The 7,031-nt window shown below is 72.5% G+C and carries 8 protein-coding genes; 3 read left to right on the top strand and 5 right to left on the bottom strand.

Annotated elements, in window-relative coordinates; genetic code table 11:
• The coding region (locus GTW67_RS31125; protein WP_161168092.1) for a HAMP domain-containing protein at positions 1–1,076 on the bottom strand (1,076 nt) is incomplete at its 3' end.
• A 349-nt stretch (positions 1,077–1,425) separates the two neighbouring features.
• On the opposite strand from GTW67_RS31125, the gene GTW67_RS31130 reads away from it, so the two are divergent.
• Both GTW67_RS31130 and GTW67_RS31135 read left to right on the top strand, forming a co-directional pair.
• A complete protein-coding gene (locus tag GTW67_RS31130; protein WP_161168093.1) occupies positions 1,426–1,791 on the top strand; it encodes a PRC-barrel domain containing protein in 366 nt (121 codons plus the stop codon).
• A gap of 61 nt (positions 1,792–1,852) precedes the next feature.
• Positions 1,853–2,305, top strand: a complete 453-nt coding sequence (locus tag GTW67_RS31135) for an ATP-binding protein (RefSeq protein WP_161168094.1) — start codon at positions 1,853–1,855, stop codon at positions 2,303–2,305.
• 35 nt (positions 2,306–2,340) lie between these two features.
• Here GTW67_RS31135 and GTW67_RS31140 read toward each other — a convergent pair whose 3' ends face one another.
• Both GTW67_RS31140 and GTW67_RS31145 read right to left on the bottom strand, forming a co-directional pair.
• Complete coding sequence (locus tag GTW67_RS31140; protein ID WP_161168095.1) at positions 2,341–2,775, bottom strand: ATP-binding protein; 435 nt, start codon at positions 2,773–2,775, stop codon at positions 2,341–2,343.
• A gap of 136 nt (positions 2,776–2,911) precedes the next feature.
• The gene (locus GTW67_RS31145) at positions 2,912–4,822 is read right to left on the bottom strand and encodes an AMP-dependent synthetase/ligase (protein ID WP_161168096.1); all 1,911 of its coding nucleotides are present in this window, start codon (positions 4,820–4,822) and stop codon (positions 2,912–2,914) included.
• Between the two features lie 149 nt (positions 4,823–4,971).
• Here GTW67_RS31145 and GTW67_RS31150 point away from each other — a divergent pair, with 149 nt between their 5' ends.
• Entirely contained in the window at positions 4,972–5,205 is a 234-nt protein-coding gene (locus tag GTW67_RS31150; protein WP_161168097.1) for a DUF6480 family protein, read from the top strand.
• A 42-nt stretch (positions 5,206–5,247) separates the two neighbouring features.
• Here the strand turns inward: GTW67_RS31150 and GTW67_RS31155 are convergent, their stop codons facing one another.
• The gene (locus GTW67_RS31155) at positions 5,248–6,339 is read right to left on the bottom strand and encodes a glutamate--cysteine ligase (RefSeq protein WP_161168098.1); all 1,092 of its coding nucleotides are present in this window, start codon (positions 6,337–6,339) and stop codon (positions 5,248–5,250) included.
• A gap of 114 nt (positions 6,340–6,453) precedes the next feature.
• Positions 6,454–7,031, bottom strand: a 578-nt coding sequence (locus GTW67_RS31160) for an alpha amylase C-terminal domain-containing protein (RefSeq protein ID WP_202437938.1), incomplete at its 5' end; no start/stop codon positions are given.

Raw genomic sequence — 7,031 nt, forward strand, 5'->3', positions numbered from 1 at the left:
GCCTGGCCGCCGAGCCGGCCCTCGGTGCCGACCTCGCGGGCCACGCGGGTGACCTCGTCGGCGAACGCGGAGAGCGTGTCGACCATCGTGTTGATGACCTCGGCCAGCGCCGCGATCTCGCCCTCGGCCTTCACGGTGATCCGCTGCGACAGGTCGCCCCGGGCCACCGCGGTGGCGACCTGGGCGATGGAGCGGACCTGACCCGTCAGGTTCGACGCCATCACGTTGACGTTGTCGGTGAGGTCCTTCCAGGTGCCGGACACGCCCCGCACCTGCGCCTGACCGCCCAGGTTGCCGGCCGTGCCGACCTCGCGGGCGACGCGGGTGACCTCGTCGGCGAAGGCGGAGAGCTGGTCGACCATCGTGTTGATGGTGTTCTTGAGCTCCAGGATCTCGCCGCGCGCGTCCACGGTGATCTTCTGGGAGAGGTCGCCCTTGGCCACGGCGGTCGCCACCTGGGCGACGTTGCGGACCTGGTTCGTCAGGTTGCCCGCCATGAAGTTCACCGAGTCGGTGAGGTCCCGCCACGTACCCCGGACGCCCTGGACGTCGGCCTGGCCTCCCAGCCGGCCGTCGGTGCCGACCTCGCGGGCGACGCGGGTGACCTCGTCGGCGAAGGCGGAGAGCTGGTCGACCATCGTGTTGATGGTGTTCTTGAGCTCCAGGATCTCGCCGCGCGCGTCCACGTCGATCTTCTGGGAGAGGTCGCCCTTGGCCACCGCGGTCGCCACCTGGGCGATGTCACGCACCTGGGTGGTGAGGTTGCCCGCCATGGCGTTGACGGAGTCCGTCAGATCCGCCCAGGTGCCGGAGACGCCCGGCACCCTGGCCTGTCCGCCCAGGGTGCCCTCGGTGCCGACCTCGCGGGCCACCCGGGTGACCTCGGAGGTGAAGACGGACAGCTGGTCCACCATGCCGTTGAAGACCTTGGCGATGTCGCCCAGCAGGCCGTCCGCCTCGTCCGGCAGGCGCGTGCCGAAGTCACCGTCCCGGACGGCCGTGAGGCCGGCCAGCAGGCGCCGCAACTCCTGATCGCCCGGCACCGTCTCCACGGCCCCGGCGCTGTCGCTGGTCATGCGCACCCTCGTTCCGCTCCCCAGGAGCCCCCGGCACCCGAGGGCTCGGAACATCCCCGGAACCGTCGGGCGGTCCGGTCTGATGTGTGTGCATTTCCGCAGTTCACGGATCTGCGAGTTGAGAAAAATACGTCAGAGGCTAACCCAGGTTGCGGCCGGGCGACAAAGCGGAGGACGTCCGCCGCGCCCGGCGATCACGGCGCCGCCCGGCGCGGCACCCCGAATGCGGCGGCCCCGGCCGGGTATCCGCTGCTGTGGAGCCGGTCCGGCCAGCCCGCCCGGGGCACGCGCCCGGCCCGTCAGCCGCCGATCCAGGCGGAGCCGATCCACGCGGAAGGGAAGGGGCAGCGTGCCGACGGACAACATCTGGTCGTACACGGTGGGAAGCGGTCACACGGAGGGGCAGGACCTCACGGGCTGCACCGTTCTCGCGAGTGACGGCACCGTCGGCCATGTCGACCGGCAGGCCGACCACTTCGGCATGCGGCACCTGGTCGTCGACACCGGCGTGTGGGTCTTCGGACGCAGCGTGCTCGTCCCCGTCGGCATGGTCCGGGGCATCGACACCGCGGCCCGCACCGTCACCGTCGGGTGCACCCGGGCGGAGATCAAGGCGGCGCCCCGGTTCCGGACGGACAGCGAGACCATGGACCGCGAGTATCTGGCCGCCGTGGGGGATTATTACGACCGGTTGCCGCCGCGGGAGGCGGACTGACCCGCCGACCGACCCGGTGCAGTACGACAGCACGGCCGAAGCAAGCCAGGGACACCAAGACATGGAACGAACCGACCAGATCACCACGTCCGCCTCCGGCACCGCGCCGGCCGGCGCCCCCGAGCGGGCCGCCGTGACCAGCGCGGCCGACGCACGGGCGTACGCGGAGTCGGCGGTGCGCGAGCGGTGGGACGGCACGGACCGCGGGGTGCGCGACGAGGACGTCGTCGACCTGCTGCTCGTCGTCTCGGAGCTGGTCACCAACGCGATACGGCACGGTGGTGGACTGGCCGGCTTCGACGTGCGGACCACGGACGACGGCGTGTGGATCGCCGTCCACGACAACAGCCCGGTGATACCCCGGGCGGTGTGCGCGTTCCCCACCCGGCACCACGGCAGCGGCTACGGCTGGCCGCTCGTCGCCCGGCTCACGCGGGACGTCGTCGTCGAGCGGAACCCCGAGGGCGGGAAGACGATCAGCGCCCTGGTGCGGATGCGCCCCGCCGGCACCTGACCGGCTCCCCGGTCACGAGGGCCGCCCCCCCCGGGTCACCAGGGCAGGAAGACGTGGATGTCCTTGCCCCGGCCACCGGTCACGACGCTCACCTGGTCGGACAGGGTGTGGATCAGATGCCAGCCGATGCCGCCGCCGCCACTGCTCGGGTGGAAGGGGCGCGGCGCGGGTTCCGTGGTGCTCGTGTCGTGCATCACCACGTGCACTCCGTCGAAGGTACGGCGCAGCCGCAGCTCGAAGGGCCCCGGGGCGTACTGCACCGCGTTGGCCGCCAGTTCCGTGACGACCAGAAGGATGTCGTCCCAGTGCTCGGGCGCCGAGGGCGGTGCCACTCGTGCCAGGTCGCAGAGGAACTCCTCCGCGACAAGGCGAGCACCGGTCACATTGTGCAGCTCCCCGGTGAAGCTGGCGGTGCGGCTCGTGATCTCCTCGGAAGCCAGTGTCCTGTCCCAACGCGACTCGGCTGCCATTTCGCCTTCCCGGCCCGGCGTCCCCCGGGCGTCGTACCTTCCTTTGCTTCCCTTCGTTTGTTAGTTCCCGGGTCGGCGCAGGCTACGCGCCCGTCTGTGGCGGCAACGGCGCAGCGCACCGCGGGTGATGCCGCCGTCACCGGAAGAAGACGTTGTCCGCGTCCTCCCAGCCGGCCGGCTCCTGCGCCGGCACCTGCGGCCGCCGCCGCGAACGCGCCTCGTACATCGCGTCGATCTCCAGGGCGTAAGTCCGCACGATCTCGTCCCGCCGCAGCTTCATCGACGGCGTCAGCAGCCCGTTGCTCACGTCGAAGGGCTCCGGCAGGACGCGGAAGACCCGGATGGACTCCGAGCGCGAGACGGCGCTGTTCGCCGCGGCGACGGCCCGGCCGACCTCCTCCCGCAGCGCGTTCTCCTCGCGGGCCTCGCGCAGCGGCGCGTCGCCCTGGAGGGCCAGGGCCGCCCGCCAGTGCGTCAGGAACTCGGGATCCAGCGTGATCAGCGCTCCGACACAGGGCCGGTTGTCGCCCACCACGACCGCCTGGTGGACGAGCGGGTGCATCCGCAGCCGCTCCTCCAGGGCGGCCGGGGCCACGCTCTTGCCGCCGCTGGTGATGATGACGTCCTTCTTGCGGCCCGTGATCGCCAGATAGTTCTCCTCGTCCAGGTGCCCGAGGTCCCCGGTGGCCAGCCAGCCGCCGGCGAGCACCCGCCGGGTGGCCGCCGCGTCCCCGACGTACCCCTGGAACAGCGACGGCCCACGGACCAGGATCTCCCCGTCGTCGGCCACCCGGATCTCCATGCCGGGCAGCGGCTGCCCGACGGTGCCCGACTTCTCCCGGCCCAGCGGCTGCATGGTGAGCCCGCCGCTGGTCTCGGTCAGGCCGTAGCCGTCGTGCACGTACACGCCGATGCCCTCGTAGAAGAGGGACAGGTCGCGGCTGAGCGGTGAGCCGCCGCACGTCGCCCGCCGCACCCGGCCGCCCAGCGCGGTCCGCAGCCGCCGGTACACCGTCCGCTCGTACAGGGCGTGCTGGAGCCGCAGATCGAAGCCGGGCCCCGGCCCCCTGCCGAGCCGCTGGCGTTCCAGGGCCGCGGCGAAGTCCCGTGCCGTGCCGGCGGCTCGCTCGAACAGTGCGCCGCGGCCCGCCTGCTGGGCGGTGCGCAGGAAGGTCTTGTAGAGCTTCTCCAGGACCGACGGGACGGCGTAGAAGTACGTGGGACGGAAGGACCGCAGCGCCGACGACAGCGCCTCGTCGTTCATCGCGGGCTCGTGCGCCATGAGCAGTCCGCCCCGTACGCACAGGCTCTGGATCATCAGCCCGTACACGTGGGAGAAGGGGAGGAAGGCGAGGACCGCGCCCTGCTCCCCTTCGGGCGCCACCGTCTGGCCCCAGCCGGCCAGCAGCGTGTCGCACGGGAAGGCCAGGCTGCGGTGGCTGAGCGCGCAGCCGAGCGCCCGGCCCGAGGTGCCGGAGGTGTAGGCGACGACGGCGGTGGCGTCCGGCAGCACGATGCGGCGCATGGAGTCGACGGTCGCGTACGGGATGAACTCGCCGCGCGCCACCAGCGCGGCCGGCGCGCCCGCGTCCAGCTGCCACACGTGCCGCAGCGCCGGCAGCGACGCGCACACCGAGCCGACGGTCATCACGGCCTGCTCGTCCTCGACCACCACGGCCACGCAGCCCGCGTCCCGCAGGATCCACTCGACCTGGTCGCGCGAGGAGGTCGGGTAGACCGGGACGACCTCGGCACCCACCGTCCACAGGGCGTAGCTGAAGACCGTCCACTCGTAGCGGGTGCGGGCGAGGATGGCCACCCGGTCGCCGGGCCGGATCCCGGACGCGATCAGCCCCTTGGCCAGGTCGACGACCTCGTCGCGGAACTCGGCGGCCGTCACCTCCTCCCAGACCGCGGAGGACGGCACCGGGCGGCGCGCGAGCATCGGTAGGGCGGGAGTGCGGGCCGCCGTCTCGAAGAGACTGTCGGCGAGCCCTCCGGTCAGGGGCGGCGGGGCGGCCGGGGGAGCGAGAGCGAGGTCGCGCATGCGCTGCTCCTGACATGTACGGAGGGTCACGTCGCCGACGAGTACCGTCATCGGCCGCTCGAATCTAGCCGAGGCGCGCGTGACGGGGGACCGGGACGGCAGAAGTGTTCCCACCCGGTGATCTCGGCGGATCGGGGGACCCGGACCGCATGACGTACACGAACCCCGATCCCGATCCGGAACACAGCACCGGCCTGGAACCGGGCGGCGGCGTGCCGCCCGGCGAGACCCCGCCGGCGGAGAGCAGCCTGCCGGAGGCGGGCCCGCGCGAGGTGCACAATCCCACGAAGGGCTGGGCCAAGGGACCGCTGTTCCTGATCCTCGCCCTCGTGGTGCTGATCGCGGCCGGTTTCCTCGCCTACGCCCTGGCCCTGATCTTCTGAGCGGCCACCGTCAGGAGGGGAGCGGGGCGGTCACGGCCCGCGTCAGGCGAGCTGGGTGCGGCGTACGCACTCGGTGACGACGTCGCGCAGGCTGCCGGTGCGCTCCAGCAGATCGCGCTGCACGCGGGCGCCGTTGCCGTGCCGCAGCAGGTCCTCGGCCAGTTTCTCGGCCCGCTCCAGGTCGCCGGCGGCGGCCAGCGCCTCCCGTACGTGGTCCAGCAGGGCCCGGACGACCGTCTCGGCGGGCATGCGCCGCATCGTCGCCGGGTGCAGCAGCTCCTCCGTCAGCCCGGACCGGGCGGCCCGCCAGGCGGCCAGGCGCAGCAGGCTCACACTGTGCCCGACCGGCTCCGTGCCCTCCCGCCACTCGCGGGCGGCCGTCTCGACCAGGCCGCGGGCCAGGGTCGCGATCAGCACGGCGGTGCTCGCGTCCAGGCAGACGTCCATGACCCGGAACTCGACCGTCGGGTACCGCCGGGCCAGCCGGACGTCGAAGTAGATCATCCCCTCGTCGAGGATGGTGCCGGTGGCCACCATGTCGGCGACCCTGCGGTGGTAGGTCTCCGCCGACCCGAACAGCTCCGTCGGCCCGGCCGAAGGCCAGCGCTGCCAGACCCGGCTGCGATAGCTGCTGTACGCCGAGTCCTTGCCCTGCCAGAACGGCGAGTTCGCGCTCAGCGCGGTCAGCACCGACAGCCAGGGCCGCACCCGGTCGGCGACGGCGACGGCCTCCTCGTCGGACTCGACGGACACGTGCACGTGGCAGCCGAGGACGAGCTGCTCGTGGACCACGACGCCGTACTGGTCGGCCATCCACTGATAGCGGCGGTTCATGCCGACGGAGGGACTGACCGGCAGCGGCGAGGTGGCGAGCGCGGCGACGGCACAGCCGATCCCGCCGGCGTGCCGCCCGGCCTCCTCACGGCAGCGGACGATCTCCGCGTGCAGGCGCTCCATGTCCGACTGCGGATGCGTGGCGAACTCGAGCATCTGCTCGTGCAGTTCCTTCTCGAAGGTCTCCTGCTCGGCGTCGTCCTGGAAGGCCCGGGCGAGCACCGCGGCGGACAGGGCACGCGGTTCGCCGGACTCGGGATCGACCAGGAGGAGTTCCTCCTCCACTCCGACGGTGCGCACGTGATGCCGCCTCTCTGTGGTCCCGCGGGGGCGACGACCGGGATGTTCCGGTCGTCGGACCCCGACTGCCCCCGGAAAGGCGCCGAACACCTCGTGGCGCCGCCGCGGCCCGCCTCAGAGACCGAAGGGCGCCAGCCACACCGTGGCCAGCGGCGGCAGCGTGATCCGGATGCCGCCGTCCTCCGGCTTGACCGGGTCGGGGTTGGCCACACCGCTGCCGCCGTACTCCTCGGCGTCCGTGTTGAGGACCTCCTGCCACAGGGCGACCTCGTCGCCGACGGCGAGCCCGTACTCGTGCCGGACCACCGGCGAGAAGTTCGACACCGCCAGCAGGGGGCTGCCGTCCTTGTCGAACCGCAGGAACGCGAAGACGTTGTCCTCGGCCGCGTCCACGGCGACCCAGCGGAAGCCCGCCGGATCGGTGTCGCGCTGCCACAGGGCCGGGGTACGGCCGTAGCGGGTGTTGAGCTCGCGCACCAGGTCCTGGATCCCGCGGTGGTCGCCCGCCGAGGCGTACCCCTCGTCCAGCAGCCACCACTCCGGGCCGTGCTTCTCCGACCACTCGGCGCCCTGCGCGAACTCCTGGCCCATGAACAGCAGCTGCTTGCCCGGGTGCGCCCACATGAAGCCGAGGTAGGCCCGGACGTTCGCGCGCCGCTGCCACCAGTCGCCGGGCATCTTCGACACCAGCG

Origin of the sequence: Streptomyces sp. SID5910 (genome assembly GCF_009862125.1) — a bacterium.
Taxonomy (GTDB): domain Bacteria; phylum Actinomycetota; class Actinomycetes; order Streptomycetales; family Streptomycetaceae; genus Streptomyces.

Excerpts from the sequence above, each read along its gene's own strand:
- GTW67_RS31145 (WP_161168096.1), bottom strand. The coding sequence starts at position 4,822 with ATGCGCGACCTCGCTCTCGCTCCCCCGGCCGCCCCGCCGCCCCTGACC.
- GTW67_RS31150 (WP_161168097.1), top strand. The coding sequence starts at position 4,972 with ATGACGTACACGAACCCCGATCCCGATCCGGAACACAGCACCGGCCTG.
- GTW67_RS31140 (WP_161168095.1), bottom strand. The coding sequence starts at position 2,775 with ATGGCAGCCGAGTCGCGTTGGGACAGGACACTGGCTTCCGAGGAGATC.
- GTW67_RS31135 (WP_161168094.1), top strand. The coding sequence starts at position 1,853 with ATGGAACGAACCGACCAGATCACCACGTCCGCCTCCGGCACCGCGCCG.